This is a genomic window from Nocardia sp. NPDC049149 (assembly GCF_043197455.1).
Classification (GTDB): domain Bacteria; phylum Actinomycetota; class Actinomycetes; order Mycobacteriales; family Mycobacteriaceae; genus Nocardia.
This window is the reverse complement of the sequence record NZ_JBICTD010000004.1, coordinates 315047-342045: the sequence shown is the minus strand read 5'-3', so window position 1 is coordinate 342045 and position 26999 is coordinate 315047. Positions and strand designations below refer to the sequence as shown.

The 26999-nt window shown below is 66.9% G+C and carries 30 protein-coding genes; 19 read left to right on the top strand and 11 right to left on the bottom strand.

Annotated elements, in window-relative coordinates; translation table 11 throughout:
• The first annotated feature begins 2 nt into the window (after positions 1-2).
• A complete protein-coding gene (locus ACGFNJ_RS17245; RefSeq protein ID WP_393448375.1) occupies positions 3-290 on the top strand; it encodes a hypothetical protein in 288 nt (95 codons plus the stop codon).
• Here ACGFNJ_RS17245 and ACGFNJ_RS17240 read toward each other — a convergent pair.
• Complete coding sequence (locus ACGFNJ_RS17240; protein WP_393448373.1) at positions 273-854, bottom strand: TetR/AcrR family transcriptional regulator; 582 nt, start codon at positions 852-854, stop codon at positions 273-275. The genes ACGFNJ_RS17245 and ACGFNJ_RS17240 overlap by 18 nt on opposite strands.
• 102 nt (positions 855-956) lie before the next feature.
• Here ACGFNJ_RS17240 and ACGFNJ_RS17235 point away from each other — a divergent pair, with 102 nt between their 5' ends.
• Both ACGFNJ_RS17235 and ACGFNJ_RS17230 read left to right on the top strand, forming a co-directional pair.
• Entirely contained in the window at positions 957-1352 is a 396-nt protein-coding gene (locus tag ACGFNJ_RS17235; protein WP_393448372.1) for a nuclear transport factor 2 family protein, read from the top strand.
• Complete coding sequence (locus ACGFNJ_RS17230) at positions 1349-1846, top strand: DUF3237 domain-containing protein (RefSeq protein ID WP_393448370.1); 498 nt, start codon at positions 1349-1351, stop codon at positions 1844-1846. The genes ACGFNJ_RS17235 and ACGFNJ_RS17230 overlap by 4 nt, the downstream gene beginning before the upstream one ends.
• 75 nt (positions 1847-1921) lie before the next feature.
• Here the strand turns inward: ACGFNJ_RS17230 and ACGFNJ_RS17225 are convergent, their stop codons facing one another.
• Positions 1922-2650 carry a GntR family transcriptional regulator gene (locus ACGFNJ_RS17225; protein WP_393448368.1) on the bottom strand — a complete coding sequence of 243 codons (729 nt, stop codon included), beginning with the start codon at positions 2648-2650 and terminating at the stop codon, positions 1922-1924.
• 120 nt (positions 2651-2770) lie between these two features.
• On the opposite strand from ACGFNJ_RS17225, the gene ACGFNJ_RS17220 reads away from it, so the two are divergent.
• The 10 genes from ACGFNJ_RS17220 (at position 2771) to ACGFNJ_RS17175 (ending at position 13711) form a co-directional block, all read left to right on the top strand.
• Entirely contained in the window at positions 2771-4183 is a 1413-nt protein-coding gene (locus ACGFNJ_RS17220; RefSeq protein WP_393448366.1) for a sugar porter family MFS transporter, read from the top strand.
• On the top strand, positions 4180-5082 hold the full coding sequence (locus ACGFNJ_RS17215; RefSeq protein WP_393448364.1) for an N-acetylglucosamine kinase: 903 nt from the start codon (positions 4180-4182) through the stop codon (positions 5080-5082). Before ACGFNJ_RS17220 ends, ACGFNJ_RS17215 begins: the two co-directional genes overlap by 4 nt.
• Before the next feature lie 75 nt (positions 5083-5157).
• Entirely contained in the window at positions 5158-6177 is a 1020-nt protein-coding gene (locus ACGFNJ_RS17210; RefSeq protein ID WP_393450009.1) for an SIS domain-containing protein, read from the top strand.
• A gap of 304 nt (positions 6178-6481) precedes the next feature.
• Positions 6482-7777: a DegT/DnrJ/EryC1/StrS family aminotransferase gene (locus ACGFNJ_RS17205; protein WP_393448362.1), complete on the top strand. Its 1296-nt coding sequence runs from the start codon at positions 6482-6484 to the stop codon at positions 7775-7777.
• Positions 7774-8934: an MFS transporter gene (locus ACGFNJ_RS17200; RefSeq protein WP_393448360.1), complete on the top strand. Its 1161-nt coding sequence runs from the start codon at positions 7774-7776 to the stop codon at positions 8932-8934. Before ACGFNJ_RS17205 ends, ACGFNJ_RS17200 begins: the two co-directional genes overlap by 4 nt.
• Entirely contained in the window at positions 8931-9938 is a 1008-nt protein-coding gene (locus tag ACGFNJ_RS17195; protein WP_393448358.1) for a sulfotransferase, read from the top strand. The genes ACGFNJ_RS17200 and ACGFNJ_RS17195 overlap by 4 nt, the downstream gene beginning before the upstream one ends.
• A 4-nt stretch (positions 9939-9942) precedes the next feature.
• Positions 9943-10758: an SDR family NAD(P)-dependent oxidoreductase gene (locus tag ACGFNJ_RS17190; RefSeq protein ID WP_393448356.1), complete on the top strand. Its 816-nt coding sequence runs from the start codon at positions 9943-9945 to the stop codon at positions 10756-10758.
• Between the two features lie 50 nt (positions 10759-10808).
• Positions 10809-11684 carry a family 3 encapsulin nanocompartment shell protein gene (locus tag ACGFNJ_RS17185; protein ID WP_393448354.1) on the top strand — a complete coding sequence of 292 codons (876 nt, stop codon included), beginning with the start codon at positions 10809-10811 and terminating at the stop codon, positions 11682-11684.
• A 9-nt stretch (positions 11685-11693) separates the two neighbouring features.
• Entirely contained in the window at positions 11694-12965 is a 1272-nt protein-coding gene (locus ACGFNJ_RS17180; RefSeq protein WP_393448352.1) for an NAD(P)/FAD-dependent oxidoreductase, read from the top strand.
• Positions 12966-12979: 14 nt separating this feature from the next.
• Complete coding sequence (locus ACGFNJ_RS17175) at positions 12980-13711, top strand: aspartate/glutamate racemase family protein (protein ID WP_393448350.1); 732 nt, start codon at positions 12980-12982, stop codon at positions 13709-13711.
• 9 nt (positions 13712-13720) lie between these two features.
• Here the strand turns inward: ACGFNJ_RS17175 and ACGFNJ_RS17170 are convergent, their stop codons facing one another.
• Both ACGFNJ_RS17170 and ACGFNJ_RS17165 read right to left on the bottom strand, forming a co-directional pair.
• Positions 13721-14041, bottom strand: a complete 321-nt coding sequence (locus tag ACGFNJ_RS17170) for a putative quinol monooxygenase (RefSeq protein ID WP_393448348.1) — start codon at positions 14039-14041, stop codon at positions 13721-13723.
• A 411-nt stretch (positions 14042-14452) separates the two neighbouring features.
• Positions 14453-15655 carry an FAD-dependent oxidoreductase gene (locus tag ACGFNJ_RS17165; protein WP_393448346.1) on the bottom strand — a complete coding sequence of 401 codons (1203 nt, stop codon included), beginning with the start codon at positions 15653-15655 and terminating at the stop codon, positions 14453-14455.
• A 139-nt stretch (positions 15656-15794) separates the two neighbouring features.
• On the opposite strand from ACGFNJ_RS17165, the gene ACGFNJ_RS17160 reads away from it, so the two are divergent.
• Positions 15795-16394 carry a TetR/AcrR family transcriptional regulator gene (locus ACGFNJ_RS17160; protein WP_393448344.1) on the top strand — a complete coding sequence of 200 codons (600 nt, stop codon included), beginning with the start codon at positions 15795-15797 and terminating at the stop codon, positions 16392-16394.
• 204 nt (positions 16395-16598) lie between these two features.
• On the opposite strand, the gene ACGFNJ_RS17155 is transcribed toward ACGFNJ_RS17160, so the two are convergent.
• Positions 16599-17114, bottom strand: coding sequence for a hypothetical protein (locus tag ACGFNJ_RS17155; protein ID WP_393448342.1), 516 nt, complete (start codon positions 17112-17114; stop codon positions 16599-16601).
• A 621-nt stretch (positions 17115-17735) separates the two neighbouring features.
• Here ACGFNJ_RS17155 and ACGFNJ_RS17150 point away from each other — a divergent pair.
• On the top strand, positions 17736-18728 hold the full coding sequence (locus ACGFNJ_RS17150) for an aldo/keto reductase (RefSeq protein ID WP_393448340.1): 993 nt from the start codon (positions 17736-17738) through the stop codon (positions 18726-18728).
• 667 nt (positions 18729-19395) lie between these two features.
• On the opposite strand, the gene ACGFNJ_RS17145 is transcribed toward ACGFNJ_RS17150, so the two are convergent.
• Positions 19396-19977, bottom strand: a complete 582-nt coding sequence (locus ACGFNJ_RS17145; RefSeq protein WP_393448338.1) for a GNAT family N-acetyltransferase — start codon at positions 19975-19977, stop codon at positions 19396-19398.
• Positions 19978-20026: 49 nt separating this feature from the next.
• Here ACGFNJ_RS17145 and ACGFNJ_RS17140 point away from each other — a divergent pair, with 49 nt between their 5' ends.
• The gene (locus ACGFNJ_RS17140; RefSeq protein WP_393448336.1) at positions 20027-20623 is read left to right on the top strand and encodes a TetR/AcrR family transcriptional regulator; all 597 of its coding nucleotides are present in this window, start codon (positions 20027-20029) and stop codon (positions 20621-20623) included.
• A gap of 571 nt (positions 20624-21194) precedes the next feature.
• On the opposite strand, the gene ACGFNJ_RS17135 is transcribed toward ACGFNJ_RS17140, so the two are convergent.
• The gene (locus tag ACGFNJ_RS17135; protein WP_393448334.1) at positions 21195-21413 is read right to left on the bottom strand and encodes a hypothetical protein; all 219 of its coding nucleotides are present in this window, start codon (positions 21411-21413) and stop codon (positions 21195-21197) included.
• Between the two features lie 218 nt (positions 21414-21631).
• On the opposite strand from ACGFNJ_RS17135, the gene ACGFNJ_RS17130 reads away from it, so the two are divergent.
• Complete coding sequence (locus ACGFNJ_RS17130) at positions 21632-22282, top strand: SRPBCC family protein (protein ID WP_393448332.1); 651 nt, start codon at positions 21632-21634, stop codon at positions 22280-22282.
• 59 nt (positions 22283-22341) lie between these two features.
• Here the strand turns inward: ACGFNJ_RS17130 and ACGFNJ_RS17125 are convergent, their stop codons facing one another.
• The gene (locus ACGFNJ_RS17125; RefSeq protein WP_393448330.1) at positions 22342-23001 is read right to left on the bottom strand and encodes a TetR/AcrR family transcriptional regulator; all 660 of its coding nucleotides are present in this window, start codon (positions 22999-23001) and stop codon (positions 22342-22344) included.
• 118 nt (positions 23002-23119) lie between these two features.
• On the opposite strand from ACGFNJ_RS17125, the gene ACGFNJ_RS17120 reads away from it, so the two are divergent.
• Positions 23120-23617, top strand: coding sequence for a PaaI family thioesterase (locus tag ACGFNJ_RS17120; RefSeq protein WP_393448328.1), 498 nt, complete (start codon positions 23120-23122; stop codon positions 23615-23617).
• Positions 23618-23642: 25 nt separating this feature from the next.
• Here ACGFNJ_RS17120 and ACGFNJ_RS17115 read toward each other — a convergent pair whose 3' ends face one another.
• Together ACGFNJ_RS17115 and ACGFNJ_RS17110 are read right to left on the bottom strand one after the other, a co-directional pair.
• Positions 23643-24308, bottom strand: a complete 666-nt coding sequence (locus tag ACGFNJ_RS17115; protein ID WP_393448326.1) for a response regulator — start codon at positions 24306-24308, stop codon at positions 23643-23645.
• Positions 24286-25545 (bottom strand): sensor histidine kinase, encoded by a 1260-nt coding sequence (locus tag ACGFNJ_RS17110; protein ID WP_393448324.1) that lies wholly within the window; start codon positions 25543-25545, stop codon positions 24286-24288. The genes ACGFNJ_RS17115 and ACGFNJ_RS17110 overlap by 23 nt, the downstream gene beginning before the upstream one ends.
• A gap of 269 nt (positions 25546-25814) precedes the next feature.
• On the opposite strand from ACGFNJ_RS17110, the gene ACGFNJ_RS17105 reads away from it, so the two are divergent.
• Positions 25815-26054 carry a helix-turn-helix transcriptional regulator gene (locus ACGFNJ_RS17105; protein ID WP_393448322.1) on the top strand — a complete coding sequence of 80 codons (240 nt, stop codon included), beginning with the start codon at positions 25815-25817 and terminating at the stop codon, positions 26052-26054.
• A gap of 7 nt (positions 26055-26061) precedes the next feature.
• Here ACGFNJ_RS17105 and prcB read toward each other — a convergent pair whose 3' ends face one another.
• Positions 26062-26868, bottom strand: a complete 807-nt coding sequence (gene prcB, locus ACGFNJ_RS17100) for a proteasome subunit beta (protein ID WP_393448320.1) — start codon at positions 26866-26868, stop codon at positions 26062-26064.
• Positions 26869-26999: the final 131 nt, after the last annotated feature.

Here is a 26999-nt window from a genome sequence, read left to right as displayed (position 1 = left end):
CCTTGGCGACCGCGACGGCGGGTGTCGGCATCGGTTTCGCCGTCATGGTCACACCAGCCGCTGCCGACCCGTGCGCGGAATGGCAGCAGCTGCACCCGAGCCGACAGTGCACCGCGCCGTTGGCCCCGGCACCACGAAGCACCGGTAGCTCCGAGCCGAGGCAAGCCACCAGTCACGACGGGCGAATCCCATTGCTGCTATTGGCCGGAGCCGCCGCCTTCGCCGCACCCGCCCCCGGCTACGCGGCGGCGGTTCGGCACGGCAACGGACGATCACTGCCGATCGAGTAGGCGTTCGGCGGCACGACGTCCGCGCGTGAGCGCGTCGCTGCGGCCGAACAATTGGCGATCGTGGTTGGCCTGCAACAACAGCGCGTGCAACTCGAAAACCAGCTGCTCGATATCGGTGTCGGGTGGCAGCTCACCCAGCCTCCTCGCGAGTTCGGCCTCGCGGCGCAAGAGCGCATAACCGTTCTCGACGGCGCGCGCGATGGCGTCGCGCACCGGCCCGGTCCGCCCGTCCAGCTCGCTGGCCGCCGCCACGAAAAGGCAACCGCCCTCGAAGATTTCGAGGTAGTCGAACCACCCCGCGAGCAGCGCGCGCAGCCGGGGCAGCCCGTCGGCCGCCGACAGCGCAGGTTGCCGGACGTGACGATCGAAGACCCCGACCGCCGCCTCGACGATCGCGAGCTGAAGGTCCTGCTTGGTGCCGAACAGCGTTTGGATACCGCTCTTGCTGGTCTGCAGCGCCTCGGCCAGCCCACCGAGCGAGAGCCCCTCCAGTCCAGCACTGGACGCGACGTGCACGGCACGGTCCAGCACCAACGAACGACGGGCATCACCTGATCGAGACATACGTCCGATCGTATCTGAAAATACGACCGAACGTATTGACGCATACGATCGTATCCAATACGGTCGTATGCGTAGCACTGCATCAGCACCGAAGGATTCGCCATGACGGCAAGAACTCTCGACCTCACCGCGCTCGCTGCGCAGTACCTCGATGCCTGGACGTCGCACGACGTCGATGCCATCGTTGCCATGCACACCACCGACTCCCGTTTTCAGACACACGGACGCACCAGCGTCGTCACCGGACGAGATGCCTTGCGCCAGACCTTCGCCGGCATTCTGGACCTCTATCCGAACATGGGCTGCGACACGCACCGGCTGCTGTTCGGACCGGCGCACTGGGTGCTGGACTGGACGCTGACCTTCGACGCCGCCGATGGGCAGCGCCGCGGCTTCCAGTGCCTGGACGTGGTCGAGGTGTCCGAGGGACTCGTCTCACGCAAGGACACGTTCTTCGACTTCGCCCAGGCGCGAGCAGCATTCGGCGGCCAAGCATGACCACCGGAGTCGGCGCACCACTGTTCGAACGCGCGCTCATCGACGCGGCGCCCGTCGATCATCTCTGCGATCTCAGCATCGATCTGGAGCCGACACAGATCATCGGCACGCCGGTGGGCACGCGCTTCACCTACATCGTGAAGGGAGGCCGGTTCACCGGCCCCCGCCTACAAGGGACCCTGCTCCCCGGCGGCGGCGATTGGGCGACCGTCGGCAGCGACGGCATCGGCCGCCTGGACGTGCACGCGACCCTCCGCACGGACGACGGCGCTTTCATCCATTACGAATCGCGCGGCGTTGCCGTCTTCCCGCCCGACGGCCGCAAGCGGCTGGCCGACGGTGAACGAATTCCGTTCGAGGAAAGCTACATTCGCATGACGCCGAAGTTCGAGACGGCCGACCCCAACTACACCTGGGTCAACGGGCTGGTCATCCTCGGATACGCGGAACTGTCCAAGGGTCACTTCGATCACCGCATGTACCGGGTCTACTGAACATTCGACCGCGGTGCCGTCGCGAGCGCGTCCGGCACCGTGGTCGGTTGCGCCCCGATCAAGGGATCGGACTTCTCACGTGCGCGCGACGAACCGGAAGCGATCGCCGCGATAGATGGAGCGGGTCCATTCGATGGCACGGCCGGTGGGGTCGGCGGCGCGGCGCTGGATGAGCAGGGTCGGGGATCCGACCGCGACGCCGAGCAGGTTCGCTTCGTCAGGAGTGGTGAGGGCGGTTTCGACGGTGTCCTCGACGGCCGCCACTTCGATGCCGTAGCAGTCGCGCAGAGTCGCGTACAGCGAGCCGTGTTCCGCGAGGCGGCGAGCGAGGTTCGGCAGCCGATCGGCGAGGTGGGCGATCTCGATGGCCAACGGTTCGCCGTCGACCGAGCGCAGTCGCTCGAGGCGGTGGATCCGGCGGCCAGGCGCGATGGCGAGCTGTTCGGCGACGATCTCGTCCGCCGGCACCTTGGTCAGCGCGAGGATGCGTGAACTCACCTGCAGCCCTTGATCATTGAGATCGTCGGTCAGCGACGTCAACTGCTGCAGGTGCACGACTTTCGGTGGCGCGACGAAGGTGCCGCTGCCTTGGACGCGCCGGAGCAGTCCCTCGGCGGCGAGTTCGGCGAGCGCCTTGCGCAGCGTGGTGCGCGAGGTCGCGAGCTGGTCGGCGAGCACCCGCTCCGGCGGCAGCGCGGCGGACGATTCCATCGTGCCGATGAGCCTGCGCAAGGCCAGTTTGGTGTCGTAATACCGCGGATGCGGCTGCATGACTTCCGGAACGATCCCGGCGGTGTTGACCATGCCGCAGAACCTACCGTTCCGCCTCCGAGTTGACGTCGGAATTGGTATATGCCAATCTCGTCACCGGCAAATTGGTGTACACCAATTACTTCCCTGATCAACGGTGAGAGGCGAAGAAACATGCGGTTCGTGGCCGAGCTACGGGCGTCGTCCCGGTTGGGGGTGCTGGTCGGTGTCGCGGCCGCCAGCGTCGGGGTGATCTACGGCTACGACCTGTCCAACATCGCAGGCGCGCTGCTGTTCATCACCGAAGAATTCGGCCTGACCACCCGGCAGCAGGAGCTGCTCACCACCGCGGTGGTGATCGGCGAGATCGCGGGCGCGATCGGCGGCGGCGTGCTCGCGAACCGGATCGGCCGCAAGAAGTCGATGGTGCTCGTCGCGGCGACCTACGGTGCGTTCGCGTTACTCGGTGCGTTGTCTACGGATCTCCCGATGCTGGTGGCGGCCCGCCTCGCGCTCGGCATCACCATCGGTATCTCCGTGGTCGTTGTGCCGGTGTTCGTCGCCGAGTCCGCGCCTACCCGGGTGCGCGGCGCGTTGCTGGTGACGTATCAGATGGCGACGGTGATCGGCATCATCATCGGCTATCTCGCCGCGTACCTGCTCGCCGGTTCGCAAAGCTGGCGGTGGATGCTCGGGCTGGCTGCCGTGCCCGCCGTGCTCACGACCGTGCTGTTGTTGCGCCTGCCCGACAGTGCGCGCTGGTATGTGATGAAGGGCCGCATCGAGGAGGCGCGCCGCGTGCTGCGCCGCGTGGAACCCGACCTGGACACCGACGTTCAACTAGCGGAAATCGAACGCGGCCTGCACGAGGAATCCGGTGGCGCGCTGCGGGAGATGCTGCGCAAGCCGTACCTGCGCGCGACCGTTTTCGTCGTCGGACTCGGCTTCTTCATCCAGATCACCGGCATCAACGCGATCGTCTACTACAGTCCGCGGCTGTTCGAGGCGATGGGCTTCCGTGGCCATTTCGCGCTCCTCGTGCTGCCCGCGCTGGTTCAGGTCGCGGCCCTTGTCGCGGTGCTTGCGGCGCTGGTGCTGGTCGACCGGGTCGGGCGCAGGCCAATTCTGTTGTCCGGCATCGGCATGATGATCGCGGCCAACGTGCTGCTCATCGCGGTCTTCCTGGCTGGCTCCGATTTCGGCGGCGTGCTGACCGCGCTCGGGTTCTTCGGGGTGCTGCTGTTCATTGTCGGCTTCACCTTCGGATTCGGCGCGCTGGTCTGGGTTTACGCCGGCGAGAGCTTCCCGGCGCGGCTGCGTTCGACGGGCTCGAGCGCGATGCTCACCTCAGACCTCGTCGCGAATGCCATTGTGGCGGGGGCGTTCTTGACGATGCTCGAATCCCTCGGCGGGGCAGGCACATTCGTGGTCTTCGGCGTGTTCGCGCTGTTGGGATTCGCGTTCGTCTACAAGTTGGCGCCGGAGACCAAGGGGCGTCAGCTGGAAGAGATCCAGCACTTCTGGGCCAACGGTGGACGCTGGCCGGAATCGCCGAGCACCACGGCGACCCAGGAGGTGCGCTCGTGACCACCACGCTCGGCCTGGACATCGGCGGGTCCAAGACGATGGCGGTGCGCGCCGAGGGCGGCATCGTCGTCGCCGAGGCACGGGCAGGCAGCGCCAACGTGGCCTCGGTCGGCGTGCACGAGGCAGGCCGCCAGCTCGACGCCATCCTCGAACGAGTCGGTGCCTACGGCGTCGAGGCCGTGTGCGCTGGCGCGGCGGGCGCCGATACGCCGGAAGGCTGTGCCCGACTGCGGGATCTGCTCGCGGAACGGCTGCCCGACGCGATGATTCGCGTGGTGCACGACAGCGAACTCGTGCTCGCGGCCGCAGGCGTCGATGACGGTGTCGCGCTCATCTCGGGCACCGGTTCGGTCGCCTGGGGCAGGCACGACGGCCGGACCGCGCGGGCGGGCGGCTGGGGATATCTGCTCGGCGACCAAGGCAGCGGCTACGCGATGGCCCGCGCGGCCGTGTGCCGCGCGTTGGCCGCGGTCGACCGAGGGGAACCCGCGGACCGGCTCGGTCAGGCGATGGCCGCCGAGTGCGGGCTACGCTCCACGGAGCAACTGCTCGACCATTTCTACAACCACACCGACCGCAGGTATTGGGCGCGCCGCGCCAGCGTTGTCGTCGAATTGGCAGAGGCAGGCGATCCGGTCGGCCGCGCGATCGTCGATGAAGCCGTCGCCGATCTCGCCGACCTCGTCGGCACCGTCGCCGACCGCCTGTCATGCCACGGACCGGTGATCGTCGCGGGTGGGATGGCGGTGAATCAGCCGCTGGTGCACAACGAGCTGCGCACGATGCTCGCCGCGCGCGGTATCGACGATATGCGAGTGCTTGATGCCGACCCGGTCCATGGCGCGCTGCGGTTGGCGGCGCAGCTCCTGGACCGTGACGCGGCCGCACTGTCCGGATAGGCCGCCTTCGCGGGGCTGGATAAGACTTTGACATCGAGGAGTGGAATGACGGAGCAAGACAACCCCGGCGTGCTCATGGCGAGCGAGATCGCCGAACAACCCGCGGCCTGGCAGCGACTGCTCACCGAGGGCACCGACGCGATCCGCGCCGCCGCCGCGCGAATCGCCGCGTACCAACCGCGATTCGTGCTGTTCGTCGCGCGCGGCACCAGCGACCATGCGGCGCTGTACGGCAAGTATCTGGTGGAGATCCACCATGCGCTGCCCGCCGGGCTGGTCTCGCCGTCGACCATGACGATCTACAACAGCGCACCGGATCTGCGCGATGTGCTGTTCATCGCGGTGAGTCAGTCCGGTGGCTCGCCCGACCTGGTGCAGTCGGTGGAGGTGGCGCGCCGCCAGGGGGCGTTGACCGTCGCGCTCACCAACAACCCCGACTCCGCCCTTGCAGACGCCGCCGAGATCCACGTCGACGTGCTGGCCGGTCCGGAGCGCGCGGTCGCGGCGACGAAGTCCTACACCGCGGAACTGCTCGCGCTGTATCTCCTGCTCGACTACGCGCGTGGCGGGGACGGTGCGGGCACGGCCGAACTGCCCGCCCTCGGCACCGAGGTGCTCGAGTCCGGTGCGACGCTGGCCGCCACCGCCGAGCGGTACCGGTTCGCCCAGCGCCTGATCACCTCCGCGCGCGGCTATTCGTACCCGACCGCGCGCGAGGCGGCGCTGAAACTCATGGAGACGTCGTATCTTTCGGCGCAGGCGTTCTCCGGCGCGGATCTGCTGCACGGTCCGCTTGCCACCGTCGATCCCTCGGTACCGGTGCTGGCGATCGTCCCCGACGGTGCGGGTGGGCGGGCGATGGCTCCGGTGCTTTCGCGGCTCGCCGAGCTGCGTGCCGACGTGTTCGGCGTCGGCGCCGCCGACGCGATCGCGGGGCTGTCGGCAGGTGTCGCGTTGCCGACCGGCATTCCCGAGCCGCTGTCGCCGCTGGTGGAAATCCTTCCCCTGCAACAGCTCGCGCTGCATCTGGCGATCGCGCGCGGCGGCGATCCCGACCGGCCGCGTGGACTGAAGAAGGTCACCGAGACGCTCTGACCATCACCAACCGCACAGTCCGACTTCGGTGGGCGCCGCCCCGGCGCCCACCGAACGTCGTTCTGCGACGACCGTTCTCGCACCTTGGCGCAGTAGCGACACATCCCAGCACATGACACTCGGGAAACAATCTTAGTGAAGTCTTAACATTCAATATCATTGCCGAACAATCGATTTCGAATACCCAGAATGAGAGCTCGGTGTAGCGTTCGCCTCGACGCCGCATCGGGTTTTCAGGACACCCGATGCCGGCGAGGCGGGTAGTGGCAGCTCGCCGGTGTTCGATGGTTGGGTAGGAAATGCGATGGCGGACAATGAGATCGACAATTCGGCATCGATCCGGCAGGTGCCGGTAGCCATCGATTCGCGATTGGCGCTCGACGGCGGAAGTCCCGTTCGGCAATCGCCGTGGCCGACCTACGATCGCGGCGCGGTGTGCGTTTATCCGGAGGACGAGGAAGCGGCACTGCGCGCGATCCGCAGCCACCTCTACTTCCGCTACGACTACCGGCCCGCGCACGAAACCGAATGCGGCAGGTTCGAGGCCGAGCTGTGCCGCTACTTCGGCTGCAAGCACGCGCTGGCCACCTCTAGCGGCACCACCGCGCTGGCACTGGCCATCATGGCGGCGGGCATCGCACCGGGGAGCCTGATCGCCTGTCCCGGTTTCACTTTCGCGGCAACGCCGAGCGCCATCATGCTGGCCGGGTGCACCCCGTTCCTGGTCGACGTGGACGAGGACCTGCACCTAGACGTCGCCGATCTGCGCAAGCGGTGGACCTCGGAGATCAAGGGAATCATGGTCGTGCACATGCGCGGCTTCGCCGGGGACATGGCCGCGCTGCTCGATTTCGCCGACGCCATGGGTGTGCCGGTCTTCGAGGACGCGGTCCCCGCGCTCGGCGCGGAATTGGGCGGCCGCAAACTCGGCACGTTCGGTCTGGCAGGCGCGTTCAGCACGCAGTCGGACAAGTCGCTCAACAGCGGCGAGGGTGGCTTTCTCGTCACCGACGACAGCGCGCTGTTCGCCCGCGCCACAGTGCTTTCCGGCGCGTACGAGGGACGCCTGCGCCGCCATTTCCCGGACGGTGAACCGCCGATCCCCACCGATCTCGACCTACCGCTGCTCAGCTTCCGGATGGATGAGATCCGTGCGGCATTGCTGCGGTCCGAGCTCGAACGGCTCCCGATTCGCTTGGCCGCCTTTCGAACCAACTACGACTATGTCGCGTCGGCGCTGGCTGACGTAAGCAATATCCACATTCGCAGGCCCGTTGCGCCCGGCGCTTATTTGGGCGAGGCGTTCATCTTCCGCGTGCCGGGACGCGCGCAGTGGTTCGCGCGAGCGCTGTGCCACGAGGGTATCGAGGCACGCAATCTGGGTTCCGACGCCGACACCAACATCAGAGCGTTCTGGAATTGGCGGTTCCTGTTCACCGGGATGGCGACTGCGGCCGTGCAGGACCTGCTGCCGAACGCGACCCGGTATCTGCAAGCGGCAGTGGATATTCCGCTGTCCTCGACTCTGACACAGGCGGATTGCGACCATCTCATCGCGGCGGTGCGCAAGGTCGCCGAGGCCGCGGCCGGTCAGCCATGACGGCGCCCTCCGAAACCGGAACCATCCCCCGCCTGGCGCTGGCCGGCGTCTTCGGCGGGCTGTTCTGCGGATACCTCGGCCTGTCCGCGGCGATCCCGGTGCTGCCCGCCCACGTTCGGGACCAGTTCGGCGCAGGCGATCTCGCGGTCGGGCTCGCGGTCACGTCCACCGCACTCACCGCATTGCTCACCCGCCCGATCTTCGGCGGACTGGCCGACCGGTACGGGCATCGCTCGGTCATGCGGTTCGGCGCCGTCGCCGTCACGGCGGGCGGCCTCCTCTACTTCCTGCCGCTCGGCTTGGTCGGCCTGCTCGCGGCGCGCCTGCTGGCAGGCATCGGCGAGGCCGCGCTGTTCACCGCGGGCGCGGTCTGGACCGTCACGCTCGCACCGCATCACCGCCGCGGCCAGATGATCGGGCTCTACGGTGTCGCGATGTGGGGCGGCATCTCGCTGGGCACCGCACTCGGCGCGGGTATCCGGCCGCTCGGCATCGACGCCGTGTGGGCCTTCTGCGCGGTCGCGCCGCTCGTCGGACTGATCCTGATCAGCATCGTCGCGCCGCAGCCACACGCCGAGCCGTCCAAGGGCGGACGCGGGCTGCTCCTGCGCCCGGCAGTGCTGCCCGGCCTCGGCCTTGCGCTCGGGGCCGCAGGCTATGTCGGCCTGGCCGCGTTCGTCATCCGTGACCTGGAGCTGCGCGGAATCGACTCGGGCGTCATCGTTTTGAGCACGTTCAGTGCCGTGTACGCGGGCACCCGTCTGGTGATCGGACACCTGCCGGACAAGCTCGGGCCGCGTCGGGTCGCCTCCTGGTGCGGCGCAGGCGAAGCCGCGGGACTCCTGATCATCGCGGTGGCGCCGAACCTGCCGGTGGCGGTGCTCGGCGCCGTCGTCATGGGTGTCGGATTCTCGCTGCTGCACCCGTCATTGGCGTTGATGGTCATGAACAACACCGAAAGCGCGAAGCAGGGCGCGGCGATCGGCGCCTACACCTCGTTCTGGGACCTCGGCCTGTTCGTCTGGGGCCCGGCCACCGGCGCGATCGCGGCTGGGTTCGGTTACCCGGCGGTCTTCGTGGTCGCGGCAGGGTGCGCCCTCGCGGCGTCGTTGCTGGCCATGACGATCCGACAAACGGTGAAGGCGGTCGACGCATGACGAATACCCCATCGAACAATGGCAGCGGGACGGCAGCTGACGGGACAGGCGGCCGAACACCGGTGAAGGTGCTGTGCATCACCGGCTGGTGCCGCAACGGCAGCACCATCATCGGCAATATCCTCAACGAGATTCCGGACTTCTTCCACGTGGGTGAGCTGCATTTCCTCTGGAAGAACGCGGCGGGCCGCGGCGTCAACGAGGCGTGCGGCTGCGGGCTGAAGCTCGTCGAATGCCCGGTGTGGTCGACCATCCTGCCGATCGGACAGCCGCAGGGCAGCACGCTGGTCGAGCACGCCGACGCGGTCATCCGACGTCAACTCGGCACCGTGCGGACCCGGCATACCTGGCAGGTGCTCGGACGCGGTCTGCACAACACGCAGATTCGCGCGCATGCCGCACTGATGACCGACGTCTACCACGCCGTCGCGGCGCGCCGAAATGCGCGGGTGATCGTCGACACCACGAAGATTCCCGGCGAATCGGCGCTGCTCGAGCACCTCGACGGGATCGTCCCGTATTACGTCCACCTGGTCCGCGATCCGCGGGCGGTGGCCCAATCATGGAGCAAGCCAAAGGAATACGTCTACGCGATGGGGCCGGGTAAGAGCACCGGTTACTGGACCGGATTCAATCTCGCCGCGCACGCGATCACCAAGCGGTACCCGCAGCGCTCGATGTTCCTGCGGTACGAGGACTTCATCGCCGATCCGGCGGGCACCATCGACCAGCTGCTTCGATTGTGCGACAGCGCGATCGAAGCCAATCCGATGACCGATCGAACGGTGGAGTTGCACACCAATCACACCGTCACCGGGAATCCGGACCGATTCCACACCGGCGCCACCGTCATTCGTCCCTCCGACGATGCGTGGCGCACCGGGCTGTCCAAGTCGGCGCTGAGAACCGTTGCAGCACTGTCGTGGCCGCTGGCGCGCCGGTACGGATACGGCACCGCGGGCGTACCCGCCGGCGATGCCACGAAGTCGAAGGAAAGGCGCTAGCCGAGTGGAATTGGGTCTCAGGAACAAGGTCGCCCTGGTGGCAGGCGGCTCGAGCGGCATCGGCTTGGCCATCGCCCGAGAGCTCGCCGCCGAAGGGGCACACGTCGCCATCGGCGCACGCGATCCCGGTCGGCTCGCGGCGGCGGAGCGTGACATCAAAGAGGTGGCACGAGCCGGGGTGCACGCCACCAGCGTTGACATCACCGACAGCACGGCCACCCGCCGGTGGATCGACGAGGTCGTCGCCGAATTCGGCGCGTTGCACGTCGTCGTCGTCAGCGGCGGCACCCCGCCGACCGGCAACGCGGCGGACTTCGCGGTAACGGACTATCGGGCAGCCGTCGACGGCGTGCTGATACCCGCTGTCGACGTGGCACTTTCGGCGCTGCCGCAGCTTCGGAGCGCGGGCTGGGGCCGGCTGCTCTTCGTCGCCTCGGAGACGGCGAGCGTCCCGAGCAGCGGGCTGGCACTGTCCGGCGTGACCCGCGCGGCCATCGTCCGGTTCGCACAGTCCCTCGCCGCCGAGGTCGGCAAGGACGGCGTCACCGTCAACGTGCTCGCACCCAGTGCGACGCACACTCCCCTGCTCGAACGCGTTGCGGCGCAACGCGCTACCGACGGCCGGATCGACGACCAGTTGACGGCCATGGGTAAGCACACCGCCGTGGGACGGATCGCCCGTCCCGACGAATTGGCCGCCGTTGCCGCCTTTCTGGTGAGCACCAGGGCCTCCTACATCACCGGCACGGTCCAGCTGGTCGACGGCGGGGCGAGCGTGCTCGGCCCGACGTGGTCGCATCGCGCCACCACATCGGAGTGAACAGCGCTCGGTATCGAACCAGCGCGCAACACCGCTTCCCAGGAGGGAACATGCTGAAGACAGATGGCATCAAAGAGACGCTCGCGCAGGTGGTCTCGGACCGCAGGCAGGAGCTGTCGCCGGGGCGGATGTTCGTCGAGTGCTGCACGAACAAGGGGCTCGACGCCGCCGTCGAGTACGACGTGACCATCACCGACACGCTGACCAGCTCTCGGCGCAAATCCCGCTACCCCGCCCGAAACATCTTCAAGGCCATCGACCTGTCCCGTGACCCGCGCCAATTCTATTGGCACGAAAGCCCGCCCGAGCCGGGCGACGCCCCGATCGACGGCGCCGACGTGCGCAGGGAACTGGCCAGCCGATTCCACAAGTCGCCCATCCCCGAACTGCTCACCACCACGGCGTGGGTGCAGGTGCCGCCAGGGCTGTGGGAGGACCCCGAAACCTTCGAGTCCTTCATCAACTATCGCCTGATCGTCCGGCTGTGCACCGCCGAGAACCACACGATCCTCAGCGGCGAGGGTGGCCTGCTGAACATGCCGGGGATCGCCCGCATGACCGATCCAGGGCCCTTCACCTCGACCATCCTGCGCGCGTGCAACGAGGTCGAGCAGATGGGCGGCACCGCCGACGGCCTGATCCTCAACCCGGTCGACTACTACCGTGCCATGGGCTCGGGCACACTGATGACCGACCTCGAACAGAACGGCGTCTTCATCGTCCGTACCCGGCTCGTCGAACCAGGCAGCGCCATCGTCGGCGACTTCGGCCACGGCGCACAGCTTTTCGATGCGGGACGGTCGGTGATCCGGTTCGCCGAGCCGCCGCCCGGCACGTTCGCCGAGCCAGGTCCCGCGATCATGGCGGAGATCTACGAGCGCGTCGTCGTCAATCTGCCGACCAACTTCTTCCTCGTCACCGTGTAGGCCGGATTTGTGACAAGGAGGGACGCGGACCCCGATGTGGTGGTCATCGGCGGCGGGGTCGCCGGTCTGTTCTGCGCATACCACCTCCGGCGCAGCGGCGCCGCGGTCACCGTGCTCGAGCGTGGCGCGCTCGGCGGGCCGCAGTCGTGTTCCACCGGGAACACGGGTTTCGTCGGCACGCACGGCGCTGCACCGTTGGCCGAGCCGTGGATGCGCTCGATGCGTGCGCTCGGCATGCTGCATCCGGACGCGCCCTTCTACGTCCAGCTTCGCGCGGACCGCGAATTATTGCGCTGGCTGCGGTATTTCGGGCGGGCGTGCACGCCAGCGGCCGCGGCCGCCGGCTTCCGGACGCTGGTCGGGATGAAGAAGCGCAGCCTCGACCTACTGGTCGAACTCTGCGAATCAGCGGACATCGCGGCGACCTTCGAGTCGCCCGGCATCATCCTGACGTACAAGACCGCGCGCGGATTCGCGGATGCGAGCCGCACCGTACCGCGCGCCGTCGCGGGCGGTGTGCCGCTGCGCGTGCTCGGCGCGGGGGAACTCGACGAACTGGAACCGAAGACGCGGTTCGACATCGCCGGTGCGTTGTACAACGCGGAAGGCGCCTATCTGCGTGTGCCGGAGTTCATCCTCGAATTCGCCCGCATGCTAAGGGATCTCGGCGTCGACATCCGTGAGCACACCGCCGTCACCGACTTCGAAGTCGATGCGGGCACGATCCGCAGGCTACACACGACCGGTGGGGACTTTCGCGTGCGAGACGTGGTGCTCGCCGCGGGCGCGTGGTCCACCGAGTGCGCGCAGATGGCCGGGATCGAGCTGTTGCTCCAGCCGATCAAGGGCTACAGCGTCACCGTGGATATGCCGCCCGGCGGCCCCAGTCGGCCGGTATTGCTCAGCGAAGGGCGAATCGCGCTGGTCCCGCTCGGTGATCGGCTGCGCATCGGCGGCACGCTCGAGCTGACCGGCATGCGCACCACCGTCTCCGCACGCCGGCTGGACGGCATGCTGCGCACCGTCCGCGACTACCTGCCCGACTGGGCGGAAACACCGACCCGCGAGACATGGAGCGGCCTGCGGCCTGCCACACCTGACGGACTACCGCTGATCGGCCGAGCCGGACCGCGAAATCTGTTGGTCGCGACCGGTTATGGCCACATCGGCATGGGCCTCGCCCCTGCCGCGGGCGAACTTGTCGCCCATCTCCTTGCCGGCACACAGCCGGTGCTGGATCCGATCCCCTTGCGGCCGGACCGTTTCGGCCGCATACCCTGAAGCGATAACCAGAAGTGCAACAAGATTTCCCCAGCAACATCACCATCGGTGTGCTCTGTCTCGATACTCAATTCACCAAGATCCCCGGTCATATTCGCAATCCGACGACCTTCGATTTCCCGGTGGTCTACCAGGCGGTCCATGGCGCGACACCGCAGCGCATGGTGACCGAGGCCGACCCGACGCTGCTCGAGCCGTTCATCATCGCCGCCAAGGAACTCGAAGCCCGCGGTGTCGCGGCCATCACCAGCGGATGCGGTTTTCTCGTCCTGTTCCAACAACAACTTGCCGAGGCCGTGCGCATCCCGCTGTACAGCTCCAGCCTCATCCAGCTGCCGATGGTGCACCGCATGCTCGCCGCCGACCGCACCGTAGGCCTGCTGGTGGCCAGCAAGAACTCCCTCACCGCGCGTCACCTCCTGGCGATCGGCGGCGAATCAATACCCCTCTGCATCGCCGGAATGGAAACACACCAGGAATTCCGCGAGGTCATCCTCGAAGGACGCCGCACCGAACTCGACGCCGACCGCCTCGGCGCCGAGGTGCTCGACGAGATCGATCAGCTGGCCGCCGCCAACCCCAATATGGGCGCACTCATCATCGAATGCACCGACCTGGTCCCCTACGGCCACGCCATCCAACAACGCCTGAACATCCCCATCTTCGACATCGTCACCCTCACCACCATGCTCCACAAAACCTTGTCCCACACCCCCTTTGACCACGGGCAGCGCCGGGTCGGCTGACCTTGGCCGCTAGCTCCTCGGCGTAGGCGCGACCGGGTTGGGTCCGGTGAACATCTGGACGTCCCGCGCGGTCAGCATCGGAATGAGTTGCTCGAGTCCGAGTTCGCGCATGTGGTCGGAACTTCGGTGCGCAGCGAACGCCGCGTCGTCGACATACTTTTCGATGCTGATGAATCGCTCCGGCTGCTCGACGGAGCGAAAGATGTCGTAGGCGAGGCAGCCTGGCTCGGTGCGCGAAGCTTCCGCGAAGGTCTGCAAGAGCTCGCCGAACTTCTCGGCGTTCTCCGGGCTGGTCGAGGTATCGGCAATCACGAACAAATAGGACTCCACGTCGGAAGTCTAGGTCGCCGAACCCACCCGCGTTACCCACCATCGACGTGCCGCCAATCCCGGTCCCAACCCGACCCGGATCCTCCGGGCGAATCGTGACCTAGCTGCCCGATGCACGTCCCCTCATGCCGGATGCCGTGTGCCACAGCGACCACTCCTGCCCTATGCGAAGTCTGTGGGTTCGATCCCGCGCACATTCTGTACCGATGCGCACAAGTCATGGGGCGAACTTGTGCGCACCACCACGATCCGTGCGCGGGACCATGTCATGGCGGGTTTGGCTCGCGCTGCGTTCGGAAAGGTCCGCTTGTGCGCCTAACGCGCGGCCTGGCATGGACGCGCGCTCATGCCGCGGAGCGGGCGTTCCGAGCGGATAGTCGCCAGCCTCGGACTGGCCACCGACGCTCGCACTCAGTTGTTGGTGGTGGCTTGCCTGCGTCGATATTCCGCGGCCCTGGCCTGGTAGTTCTTGTGTTCCTGTGCGTGGTCCGGGGGAAGGTGCGGTGCGTCCGGGGATGTTGTTGCGAAAAACCGTGTGAGGGCGGTGTTCGAGTTCACGGCGAGTTCGCCGGATCGCGGGAACATCGCTGCCTCGTAGCGGGCGACCGCCTCGTCGAGACTGTTCTCTTTGAGGATGGCGTGCGCGAGTTCCGCGCCGTCGAGTAGCGCGAGGTTTGTGCCGTGGCCGCCGAAGGGTGCCATCAGGTGGGCGGCATCGCCGATCAGGGTGACGCCGGGGACGTGGTTCCAGGTCAGTGGCGCGGGCAGGGCCCAGAAGCTGCGCGGTATGTAGTCGCTGTCGTTGTCGGTGATCAGCGGGCGCATGAGCGCGGACCATCCGCTGAACTCCCGCAGCAGGTAGGCGCGGACGGCTTCGCGGTCGGTGAGGTCGACTCCGGCGGTGACGTCCCAGTCGAGCGGGGCGCGGAAGGCCACGTAGCCGCGGACCACGCCGTTGCTGTTGCGCTGAACGATCACCGCGCGGCCGTCGCCGTCGACGGAGAACATGTGGCCGTCACCGACGATCGCGGCGATCTCGGGATGGCGGGTGTCCACGTCGTCGAAGCGGGCATCGAGAAAACAGACGCCCAGGTACTGCGGTGTCGCGTCGGTGAGCAGTTGCCGGACCCGTGACCACGCGCCGTCGGCGCCGATGACGAGGTCGACGTCCGCGCTGACGTCGTTGGCGAACTCCAGCCGGTGTACCCCGCCGCCGAGCGGGATAGTGCGGACGAGTTTGTGCCCCCAGCGGACCGTGCCGGGCCGCAGGTGCTCGTAGAGCATGGCCCGCAGTTGGCCACGGTCGATTTCGGGAGCCGCCTCGTCACCCTCGGCGGGAGTGAATTCGGCCAGGACGGTGCCGTGCTGGTCGCGGCGGCTTTTGGCCTGACCCTCGACACGGGCCAGCGCCCGGAACGCGTCCATCAGCCCGGCGTCCTCCAACGCGATCTGGCCGGCGTCGGCGTGCAGGTCGAGCGTCCCGCCAGGGTCGCGAGAGTCCACGGCGGCGTCCGCGTCGTACACGACCGGTTCGATGCCGCGCTCTTGCAGGATGCGAGCGCAGATCAAGCCGGCGGGACCGCCGCCGACGATGGCGATACGAGGTGTGTTCATGAGGTGAATCCCTTTACGCGTGCTGTGGCGATGTGGATCGGCGAGAGTGCTCACCACCGCCTACGTTAGGTGAAACGATTCAAAAAGTAAATCAGTTCTATCTTTGAATCCGCTCTACCATTATGCTAGGTTCGGGAGCGTGACCGAGATCGGGCGTCGTGAGCGCAAGAAGGCCGCCAACCGCCAAGCTCTGGCCGACGCGGCGCTGCGGCTGTTTCTGGAGCGCGGTTACGACGAGGTCGGCGTCCGGGAGATCGCCGAGGCCGCTGATGTCTCGGTGGCCACGTTGTTCAAGCACTTCCCCGGCGGCAAGGAAGCGCTGGTCTTCGATCAGGACGCCGGGCGCGAGGCAGCGCTGGTCGCCGCCGTCCGCGAGCGCCCCACCGGCCAGTCCATCCCGCAGGCGCTACGTGAACTCCTACGCGGCGAACCTTCGCGCCAAGTTCGTGAACACCCGCGCTTCGCCGATTTCCGCCGGCTGATCGACACCACGCCCGCATTGCGCGAATACGCCCGCCGCATGTGGCTGCGCCACGAGAACGCCCTGACCACAGCGATCGCCACCGACATCGGACTACCGGAGAACGACCCCGCCTGCCAGGCACTGGCCCACTTCACCCTCGAGGCCGTCACTCTCGTCTACGGACGAGACGACGCCGAATCCGCACTCGACCGTATCTTCACCCTCCTCGACACCGGATGGACCGCCACAACCACCGCCCCCCGCGGCGACACCTGACCACAAACGTCCGCACATGCCGCGGAGCGCGCGTTGGTCGGCCGTCCAGATCCGGTGGTCGACAAGCTTTCCCGACGCGCGCTCATGCCGATGACAGGACATACATCCTGTCCGGCAAGAGCCGCTAGTTCGGTCGACTCAAGTGTCTATTGGGATGCTCGCCTTGCGGCAATTTCCGGCGCGCGCCGTCCGATCAGACGATTTTCAGAAAGGGATCGCCGGTGCCGGACCGCGGCGGTTCGAGCCAGCTTCACCGTACTTCCAGTGTATTTCGACCCAAATTATGCACCGCATGCTCTCCGCCGCAAGGTAGTGGATGCCGCTGAGGTTGCAAAGATCCCTCCTGTCGCGTACGAACTGGGTGACCGTCCGTGCGTCGGGGGCGGCCAGGTCACACTTGGCGAGCGCACGATGTGCAGCAGCGCCCAACAGCGGAAGCGCGGCTTCATCCTCTTGGTGCCACGTGTACAAGATTATTCGAAGCGCCACCGGCGGGGTACTGGGATATGTGGGATCGAAGTGTTTCCCGAGTCGTATCTTCTCTTTCTCGTCGAAGTCGTGCCAACGGCGAATCCGCTGCGCGATCGTTGATGCAACCGCACGTTCGGCGAAGCGCGCTGTCAGCCTCTGTGACCATCTGGGCAGACCTAGGATCATGAAGTTCAGCGGATTCAGTCCTACTGCGTTGTCGTATGCGACCTGGGGAGAAAAAACGCCCATCCGATTCGGACCTTCCCATCCAAGCTTTCCCGACGTGACCAAGCCACCCCGGCAGTCTCGATCAGGCTAGCCGAGCGCTGAAGCGACCACTGTGGTTTGCCGATCGACGCCGAAGTTGTTGGGAGACTTGGCAGACAGCTGATAAGACGATCCAGCCTGTCGATAGCTTCGAGCCGACCACGAGGCTTGCCCACAAAGCAATAGACCGAACACGGCTGGAGTCGTCGGCATGCGGGATGGGAGAGCCCGTGTAGATGGAACCTACCGAGCACCTGCCGCACGGGCTTGCACTGAATCAGTGCGGCAGATCGCTCGTCATCGGTGAGTTGTATTAAACGTCCGCACATGCCGCGACCCGCGCGGTTCGAGGTTGCCGACGACGCGGGACTGCGGAAGATCCACGGGCAGAGATCATCTCAGCGTCGGCAACGCACCATCATGCCGATGACCTGATGTCAGCGCCCGCTGCTTCCCGTGTCTCCGAACCTCTTTCGGCGGCGGTATGTCATGTCGCGGGGGTCCTCCGGCTTGACTTGGAGTGCGCTCCAGGTCCTAGTGTCGGAGGCGTTCGTCAGCTCTCGAGGTACCGCCCGGTCCGCCGGGCAGGAGGAGTATCCGCGCATGATCACCCGAACCACACTCGGCTCGCCCGGTCTCACTGTCAGCGCGATGGGTCTGGGGTGTATGGGGATGAGCGAGAGCTACGGCGCCGCCGACTGGGACGGCGGAATGGCCACCATCGACCGGGCCCTGGAGCTGGGCATCACGTTCCTCGACACTGCCGACGCCTACGGCACCGGGCACAACGAGGTGCTGGTGGGCCGGTCTATCCACGGTCGCAGGGACCAGGTGCAGCTGGCCACCAAGTTCGGCATCGACCGCAGCGCCGGTGACCGGGCACGCCGCATCCGCGGTGCCCGGGACTTCGTGCTGCGCTCCTGTGACGCCTCACTGCTGCGGCTGGGCGTCGAGGTGATCGACCTGTACTACGCCCACCGCCCGCCCCAGGACGTGGAGATCGAGGAGACTGTCGCGGCGATGGCCGAGCTGGTCGAGACGGGCAAGGTCCGCCATCTGGGCCTGTCCGAGGTCGACGGCGAGCTGCTGCGCCGGGCGCACGCGGTGCACCCGATCACCGCGGTGCAGAGCGAGTACTCGCTGTGGACCCGCGACGTCGAGGCCCTCACCCCGGTGATGGCCGAGCTGGGGGTCGGGCTGGTGCCGTACTCGCCGCTGGGGCGGGGGTTCCTGACCGGCGCCCTGGACCGCTCCACGCTGGGCGAGAAGGACTTCCGGCGCACCAACCCCCGTTTCGCCGGCGAGGCGGGCGAGGCCAACGAGAAGATCGCGCAGACCGTGCGCGAGGTGGCCGACCGGCTGGGTGCCACCCCGGCCCAGGTGGCGCTGGCTTGGGTGTACGCCCAGGCCGAGCGGCTCGGGGTGGCGGTGGCGACCATTCCGGGCACCCGCAGCCCGGCCCGGCTCGAGCAGAACGCGGCCGCGCTGGAGCTCACTCTGGACGCCGAGGCGCTGGCCGCGCTGGACCCGCTGAGCAACCAGGTGATGGGCGAACGCTACACCCCCGCGCACACCGCTGAGGTCGCTCGGGGCTAGCCGGTGGGCTCGACGCGCACGACGTCCAGCTCGACGACGTCGTTGACGTCGCGCCCACCGGTGCGGATCGAGATCCCCGGCACGATCGCCTGCCACTCGAGTGTGAACAACAGCACCGATGATCACTTACCGAGGATCGGCGACTGCCCTGTCATGCCACCTATCGCGCTGAGAATCGGCCAGCCTGCACCGGGGCGCAGTGCTTTAGCGAGGGATTATCTCGTTGCGAGCCCTCCGATTTGGGAGCTCCGGTCTCGGCTGTCCTCGTCTGAGGCGCACTGGCTCCGGATGAATGCGTTGGTCTTGGCAGCGGGACGCGGCCGACGGATCACACAGGAACCGACATGCGCATCGAGGTCCACAACCCCCGCCCACTATTCACAAAGGTTCTAGCCTCTGTGAATAGCACGAACCCCCTGTGATCCCACCAAACCAGCAAGGCCGCGACCGTGCTCATGCCGCCGAGAGTCCGCACCCCTTCTTTGAATCCGCACCTTGTGCGTCGATTCGCACCTGCTGTGGGCTGCTAGAACCAGTGCGGATCCGCAGAAGGAGTGCGGATCTGGGTAGCCGGCGTGGATGGCCCTAGTTCCCCTCCGAATAGGGCCGCGTCTGTCACGACATCGCGTCGCTGCGCGCACGCGCGGCTAGGCCTGCACCCGCGGGCTCAGCTATCCATAGCGCTCGCAAGGGTTTTCACGCGTTCTCCGGTTCGCCATTCGGCGGCGAGGATCGCCCAGACCTGCTTGTCGTAGCGCGTACCGTCGTAGGGCCATGCCGCGCGCCGCACTCCTTCGAGGGTCATGCCCAAGCGTTCGGCGACCGCGGCGCTGCGGTTGTTGTCTGCGCGGCAATGCCATTCGGCGCGCTGCATGCCCCGAGTGCCGAAGGCCCAGTCCAGCAGGGTGCGACAGGACGCGGTGATCAGACCGCGGCCTTCGGCGGCCGGCTCCAGCCAGCAACCGATTTCGCAGACACCGGTGGCGGGGGTGAAGTCGACGAACATCACGCCGCCCACCAGCACGTCGTGGAGCCAAATGCCGTAGAGGCGTTGGCCGTCCGCGGCTTGGCGCTCGCCGTACCGCTGCAGTGTGGTTCGGGCGCCGTCGAGGTCGTCGGTGACGAAGGCGGGTCCGACGAACGGGCGGATGTGCTCGCGCGCCCGGTCCAGATGTGCGGCGAACTCCTCGGCGTGCCAGGTCTCCAGTGGGCGAAGCTGCGCGGAATCCCCTAGCGGAAGGGAGAACACGATCACCTCTCATTCACATAACGCTTGTTATTTCTATTACCCTAGCAGCATGCCGCGCCCCAAGGGAGATCACGAAGCTCGCCGTCGCGACGTCTCCGAGGCGGTCTGGAAAGTGTTGACCACGCGCGGATTCGGCGGTTTGACGCTGCGCGCCATCGCCGCCGAACTCGGCGCGACGACCGGGTTGCTCACCCACTACTTCCCCAGCAAACGCGACCTCGTCGCGTACGCGCTCGCCCTGCTCACCGAACGGACCATGGCTCGTCCGCGCCGCGAAACCGGTACAGGCATGGCCGCGGTGCGCAACATCCTGCTGCACCGGCTCCCGCTGACCGACGAGGCCAGGGACATCAACAGGATCTGGGTCTCCTCCTGGGACACCGCCCTCGCCGACCCCGCCATCAGCGCCGATTACGAGGCCAGGTACGCGCAGACCCGCGAGAACCTGCGTGAGCTGATCGTCGCCGCACAGGAGCTCGGCGAGCTACCCGAGCGCGATCCCGAACGCGTCGCCGCGGGCGCCATCGCCTTCACGACCGGCCTGATCGTGCAGGCCCTGTTCTCCCCCACCGCGTTTCCGCCGCACCGCCTGGTCGAACTCCTCGACGACTACCTCGACGCACTGAACGCTCCACTGGACCGATAGGTGGACCGGACGACACACGCTGCGGCGCTGACATTTAGGCTCAGCTCGGCCGTGGTGTGCTGCTGCGGTCGCTGGAGGAGGGAAGAGTGCGAATGATGGGCAAGGGTCGCCCGCTACGCGCGGTGCTCGGCGTACTACTCGGGGTGGTCGCACTGATACTTGTGCTGACGGCGTGCTCGAAGGAGCCCGGCCCGACCGCGGCGGCGACACGCACGCCGATCCCGAGTGCGGTGTCGACCACTGTCAGCCCGACGAGTTCGAAAGCACCGCAAAACAATCCAGGAACTCCCCAAGCCGTAGAGATAGGCAAGCCCAAACCCATCGAACCCGCCCAGCCCGCCGCTCAGCCACCGACGGCACCCGGCGGCACCGACAACTGCGGTGACCAATGCGGCATAACTCCAGGCGGCACCGACAATTGCGGTCCCGGGCAATGCGGCAACCCACCCGGCGGTACCGACAACTGCGGTCCCGGCCAGTGCGGCGAAGGACCCACGGACCAATGCGGCCCGGTTTCCTGCGGAAAGCCCGGTCCCACAGACGGTTACGTGAAATGCACCGATAAGATCAACTACGCGGGCGACCCACGGTCGAACGCCGAGATCAACACCATCGGCGAAAAGACCGGCAGCTGCCCGGAGCCCATCCGGCCCACCGTCACGGCGACGCCGACCCCAACGCCCACGGCGACCACGTCACCGAGCCCGGCGGCAACGACCGTCACCACCTCACCGGCGAAGTAACGTCGACCGACGCCCAGCTGCTGCACCGTCGCAAACCGGCTGCCCACCGCCACCGGCTACGTGGTGACCGAAACGCGTTGGCTACACCCGGCTTTCGCCGAGGCCCACCATCCACTCCGCTCGGTCGAGCCAAACAGGCTGCACCACAACGAGAGTTAGAATCTCTAACTCTCGTTATTGACACTCACATCTTGCGGTTATAGGTTCTAACTAAGTCGAGAGATGCTAACTCGAACCGAAACCAACTCTGATGAGGAGAGCAGCCATGCCGAACTCGCCACTCCGCCGCCGCACCACCCAGGCCCTGATCACCCTGGCCGCCACGGCCGCGCTGACTTCCGTCACCGCATGTGGCAGCGACACCGAGCCAACTCAGCCCCCGACACCCGCCGCGCAAGCGTCCCCAGCTGAACTCACCTGCGAAGGGCAAGGCATCGACGCCAAGGCCCCCATCCACTACCGCACCGAAACGCTGATCAACGCACCGCTGGACACCATCTGGAACCTGCAGACCGACGTGGAACGCTGGCCGTCCTGGCAGCAGCCGGTTCTCACCAACAAGCGCCTGGATTCCGGTCCCCTGCAAGCAGGTTCCCCCTTCCAATGGACCACCCCCGCCCCGGCAACGGCCACCACCCCCGCAACCACCTTGACCATCACCTCCACCGTCCAGCAGCTCGCGCAAAACAAGTGCATCCGCTGGAGCGGCCCCGCGGTCGGCGACGGCCTGCACATCGAAGGCGGCATTCACGTCTGGACCTTCACCAAGGTCGACGGCGGCGTCCTGGTGCGCACCGAGGAGAACTGGAACGGCACGCAGGTCGAAGCCGACGTCCCCACCTCCACCGCCTTCCTCGGCGCAGGCCTGGAAGCCTGGCTGAAGGACCTGAAGGCCACCGCCGAAGCCAAGCGTTGAAGCCGATCACCCAGCGCACCAACGGCATTGACACCCCGCGGTGCCGAACAACGCAGGGACTATCGAGTCAAGCGTTCGAAAGTCGTTCCGAGCCCGAGGAACAGGGCGGTGAGGTCATCGATGAGGGCTTCGCGGCCCGCGGGCACGCTGTCGGTGAGCACGGCCGTCATGGTCGCGGCGAATCCGCCGAGCGCGAATTGCGCGGTGATCCGCACCGGACGGGAACCGGCGTCTTCACCGCGCCAGACCGCAGGCGAATGCCGGGCGAGCAGCCCGGCGAATCGGCGGACCTCATCGCTGAACCGGGGACCGAGCAGCGGCGAGGTGATCGGTTCCATGAGCAACACCCGCCCTTTGCGCGGGTCGTCGAGCAACAGGTCCACCATCTCGGTGAGCACCGCGCGGATGCGCAGCGACGGGCGCCGTGGGGCCGTGACCATCGCTTGCACGGCACGCTCTTCGGCTTCCTCGATCAACTGATCGAACACCGCAAGCTGAAGCGCGTCGAGATCCGCGAAACTCTCGTAGAAGTAGCGCGGCGCAACACCGGAGTGCTCGAGCACCTTGCGCACGGTGATCGGCGCGAGCTCGGGGGTGCCCATGATCTGCAGCCCGGCCTCCAGCAGCCGTTCGCGGCGGTTCGTGACCCTGTCCGCCGAGGTCAGGCCCGCATAGATGCGTCCTGCCTGCACATCCGCGACGTCCTTGTGAGCACCCACACAACCATCTTGACACATGTGTTTCCAGATACCCTATGCTCATCTGGAAACAGACCGTGACAGATGGGCGCAGCACCCCGAACAGCAGCGCCGATGAGCAGATCAAGGGGGACCGCCCATGACCGACATCGCGTCCGACGACGTCACCAGCCGCGATCGGCACGCCGCGACACTGCCGCCGCATCACGACCACTGCTATGTCTGCGGCCCACACAACCCGGCGAGCACTGGCGTCTCCTTCCGGCACATCGATGACCGCCTCGTCGGCGCGGTCACCCTCGACCAGCGACACCAGGGCGTTCCCGGCCTCGCGCACGGCGGCGCCATTGCCGCCCTCCTCGACGAGACCGCCGGCTCGCTGCTGATCCAGCACGGGTTGCGGTTCGTCACCGCACGACTCGATGTCGAATACGTGGCACCGGTCCACATCGGCGTGCCGCTCACCCTCACCGCACACCTCGACAAACAGGAAGGCCGAAAGCACACCGTGCTCACCGAATTGCGTGACGGTGACACCCTTTTGGCGGTCGGCCGCGCACTGTTCGTCACCGTGTCGCCAGAACACTTCAGCGCCCGCGGCATACGCGACGACGCATTCCCCGCATTCCACGCCTGACCGCGGAATCCGCTGCGGCCCATCACTAGGAGCGGCCGGGGACCACCAATCCGGTTTCGTAGGCGACCACTACCGCTTGGGCGCGACTGGTGAGGTCGAGTTTGTGCATCACGCGGTAGAGGTGGGTCTTGACGGTGCCGTTGCTCAGGCAGAGGTGGGCGGCGATTTCGGTGTTGGAGATGCCGGTACCGACCAGGCGGAGCACTTCGACCTCGCGGGCGGTGAGGGTGCCGAGGTCGGGGTGCGGCTTCTCGCGCGCGACGGTGCGGTCGGCGTATTCCTCGATCAGCCTGCGGGTGATGGTGGGTGCGATGAGCATGTCGCCGGTGGCGACCGCGTGGATGGCGGCCAAGACCTGTTCGGGCGAGGCGTCTTTCAGGAGAAAGCCGGAAGCACCCAGGCGGAGTGCGGTGTAGACGTACTCGTCGAGGTCGTAGGTGGTGAGGATGAGCACCCGTGGCGGGCGCGGGGCGTGCGTGGCGAGGATGCGCTCGGTGGCGGTGATGCCGTCCATGCCGGGCATCCGAATGTCCATCAGGACCACGTCCGGCCGTTGGCGCACAACAAGTGCGACCGCTTCGTCGCCGGTGCCCGCCTCGCCCGCCACGTCGAGCTGCGGGCTGCTGCGGATCAACGCGGCAAGGCCGCCGCGGACGAGGGGTTGATCGTCAACTACCAGGACGCTGATCATCGAGCCGTCCATCGCCGACTGGTCGAGGCTGCCGATCCGCGGGCGGTTCATCGGCGTTCGACATCGGCAATGTCAGCATGACCCGAAACCCCTTCTGCGGCAAGGCACCTGCGGTCAGCGTACCCCCGTACAGTTTGGCCCGCTCCCGCATCCCGATCAACCCTTGTCCCCCGGCCGCCGAGCCGACACCGCGTACGACACCCGACCCGTTGTCGACCACTTCCACCACCACATCGTCGACCCGATAGGTGATCGTCACCCTAACATGGGCGCTACCAGCATGTTTGAGCACGTTGGTGAGCGATTCCTGGACAATTCGATAGATGCACAGCTCAGGGCCGGGCGCCAACCGGCGGACCGTGCCGGTGACGGTCTTGGTGACCGGCACCCCTGCCGCGGTGACGTTGTCCACCAGTTCGTCGAGCCGATCGACACCCAGATCCGGCTCGACGAGCGGCACGGCCTGCGGGCGATCGGGATCGACGCGAAGCAGAGTCAGCAGCCGCCGCATGTCTTCGAGCGCCTTACCGCTCGCGTCGCTGATGGCCTGCACCGCCGAGTATGCGGTGCTCGGATCGGTATGGAAGACATAGCGAGCCAGGCCTGCCTGAATCGAGATCGCCGACATGTGATGGGCGACAACATCATGCAGCTCGCGCGCCAACCGGACCCGCTCCTCGACGACCGCGCGCCGCGCTCGCGCGATCCGGTCCCGATCGAGCTGCTCGGTCAGCTCGGCCAGTCTTTCGTTGCGCGCCACCAGCAACCGCCGGACGTTGCCGAGCATCCATGCCGTGAGACTGAACTGTGGCGCCAGCACCAGGATCATCCACAGCGCCATCTCGCCGGTCACCTGCGCGGCGAAGATCTGTGCGAGCGTATGCGTCACCGCGGCGGGCACCGACCGGCTCGGCGGGTAGCGGGCGGCGACCGTATACAACGCGAGAAGTACACCGGCGCCGTTCAACGCCTCCCAATATCCCGCCGCGGCAAAGGCGGCCATCCCGGTGCAACACAGGACGAAGACCGCGATGGGCGCGCGGTTCCGGAATACCACCGGCAGATTGGACAGCACGATCAACGCGGCGCCGAGCAGATCGAGCTGCTTGAGCCCCGAGGCGTAATTGCTGTGCGCCGCAAGCAAAGCGACACCGGTGATGACGAACGGACCGCCGATGTCCCGGATATGCGGTAGCGCCACACTCCAGCGCTGTGCCAACGCGACCACCGTCCCCACTCGCCCACCATATTCCGGCGCGCACGAGCAGTCATCCACTCGCGGTGCACCTTTGCCTACCACCAGGGTTGACCCCGCGTACCGGCACTGCCGTACAGGTCGCCAGGAAAGACAACTCTCACCGGATGTCCCGAATCGCCCTTCCTCGTAACTTCACAGGGGTACGGCGGTGCCGAACACCGACCTTCCCCCTGCATCGCACCGTCGACGCCGGATGCGCCTCGTCCACTTGCCCTTCCGTCACCGACAAGCCCGAATGAGAGGCCGCAGTGCACACACAGCTGTACCCACTGGACACGCTCACCGAACGCCAGCGCCAGGTCGCCGAGCTGGTCGCGACCGGACTCACGAACCGCATGGTCGCCAAGCAGCTCGAGCTCTCCGAATGGACGGTCGTCAACCATCTCCGTCAGGTGATGGTGAAACTCGACTGCCCGTCCCGCCTGCACGTCGCCCTGATCATGATGCGGGACAAGAACTCCGCCGCCGACGCAGCGGCCAGCTCATAACCGCTGGTCAGTGCGCGGCTCGGTCGGCGAGCAGCGCGCGGGTGATCTCGACGAAACGATCCTCGGAAACCTGCTGCGCCCCTTCGGCGTTGATGAGAATGCCGCTCGGATAGATGCCGCGCAGCACGTCGGGGCCGCCGGTCGCGGTGTCGTCGTCGGCGGCGTCGACCAGTGCCTCGACGGCGATGCGCAGCGCCGTGTCCTCGTCGATGCCGCGGGTATGGGTCTTCTTCAGCGACGATTTCGCGAAGAGGGAGCCGGAGCCGACGGCGGCGTAGCCGAATCGTTCCTCGCTGCGACCGCCGACGACATCGTAGGAGAGAATCCGGCCCGCTTTGTCCGGGTCGATGGCGTCGACGTCGTAGCCGACCAGCAGGGGCACGACCGCCATGTCCTGCATGGCGGCGGGGAGGTTGTCGCGCACCATCTTCGACAGCTTGTTGGCCTTGCCCTCGAAGGTCAGCGTCACGCCCTCGATCTTCTCGTAATGCTCGAGTTCGACCGCGAACAGGCGGAGCAGCTCGACCGCCATCCCCACGGTGCCCGCGAAACCGGCCGCCGAGTAAGTGTCGGTGATGAAGACCTTCTCCATGTCGCGGCTGGCGACCAGGTGACCCATGGTGCCGCGGCGGTCGCCGACGAGCAGGACGCCGCCGCGATAGGTGAGGGCCACGATCGTGGTCCCGTGCGGCGCGATGTCCTCGTGCGCGGTCCCGGCGCCGAAATCGGTCGGCGGCAGCAGCTCGGGCGCGTGCCTGCGCAGGTATTCGGAGAAGGAGGACGACGAGTAGTCCTCGTCGAATTCATCCACCATCGCAGCCCTACTTCCACGCCCATGATCATCAAACTGGTAGTCGACAGTACCCGTTCGATGGGGAGCGTCGCCGCCCGCCACCGGCCTGGTGGCGCGAATATCCAAGACGACCGGGCCGCCGGTGGCGAAGA